The organism is Microcystis sp. M53603_WE2, from assembly GCF_030065435.1.
The window spans coordinates 1-1,188 of record NZ_JASJFF010000166.1; the positions used below are offsets into that span (position 1 = coordinate 1).

The window sequence follows — 1,188 nt, forward strand, 5'->3', positions numbered from 1 at the left end:
CGAGGGTTTTTTCCACTAATTCTCTGGTTAATTCCTCGAATTTAGCGCGAGTTATTTCCAATTCTAGGTGTTTAGGTCCAGTTTCGTCGGCGGCGATGAAGGGGAGATTGATCGAGGTGGTAATCAGGCTAGAAAGCTCGATTTTGGCTTTTTCGGCGGCTTCTCGCAGTCTTTGGATCGCCATGCGATCGCTGGATAGATCGATGTTTTCTTGGCTTTGAAAGTTCTCCACCAGCCACCGCACTAAGAGGTTATCAAAATCGTCCCCCCCAAGATGGTTATTGCCGGCGGTGGCTTTCACTTCAAAGACTCCCTTTCCCAGTTGCAGGATGGAAACGTCGAAGGTTCCTCCCCCTAGGTCAAAAACGAGGATATGTTGATCTTCGTTTTGTTTATCTAAACCGTAGGCTAGGGCGGCGGCGGTGGGTTCGTTAATAATTCTTAATACTTCTAGTCCTGCGATTATCCCCGCGTCTTTAGTGGCCTGACGTTGGGCATCGGTAAAATAGGCGGGAACTGTAATCACGGCCTCGTTAATCGGTTCTCCCAGATAGGCCTCAGCATCGGCCTTTAATTTTTGCAGGATCATGGCCGAGATTTCTTGGGGGGTAAATTCCCGATCGCGAATTTTGATATTGACGGTATCATCGCGACCGCGTTGGCAATGATAGGCAACTCGTCCCCTTTCTACCTCGGTGTCTTGCCAACGCCTACCGATAAAGCGTTTGATGCTATAGACGGTATTTTCGGCATTAGTGACCGCTTGACGTTTGGCCAGTTGTCCCACTAGGCGCTGGCCTTTGCCGAATCCCACGATACTAGGAGTTGTCCTTCCCCCTTCCGAGTTAGGAACTATAATCGGCTGACCTCCTTCGAGTACCGCAACACAACTGTTGGTTGTCCCTAAGTCGATGCCGATGACTTTTCCCATGACGCTCTAATAATAACGATAGTTAATAGGATACCTGGACTTCCCCCATACGTAAATACCAAAAAATTAACAAAACCCTTACTGCAGGTCGCTTCTCAGAAAAAATTGAAAAGAGACTACTGGGTACATTTTTCACTTGAAAATGGCTGTACCGTTGACTGTATCTGGAGTAGAGCAATTCCGTAGAGTTGGCTGTATAGTGATCGCTAACCTGATTTTAACAGATAGTGTCATTAATCTCTAGAGTAAGGGATTCC

Annotated in this window: 1 protein-coding gene; it reads right to left on the bottom strand. The window is 47.2% G+C overall.

Annotated features, from left to right (window positions below):
* A partial coding sequence (locus PX481_RS03710) for an Hsp70 family protein (RefSeq protein WP_288093703.1) occupies positions 1-931 on the bottom strand: 931 nt, incomplete at its 3' end.
* Positions 932-1,188 lie beyond the last annotated feature (257 nt).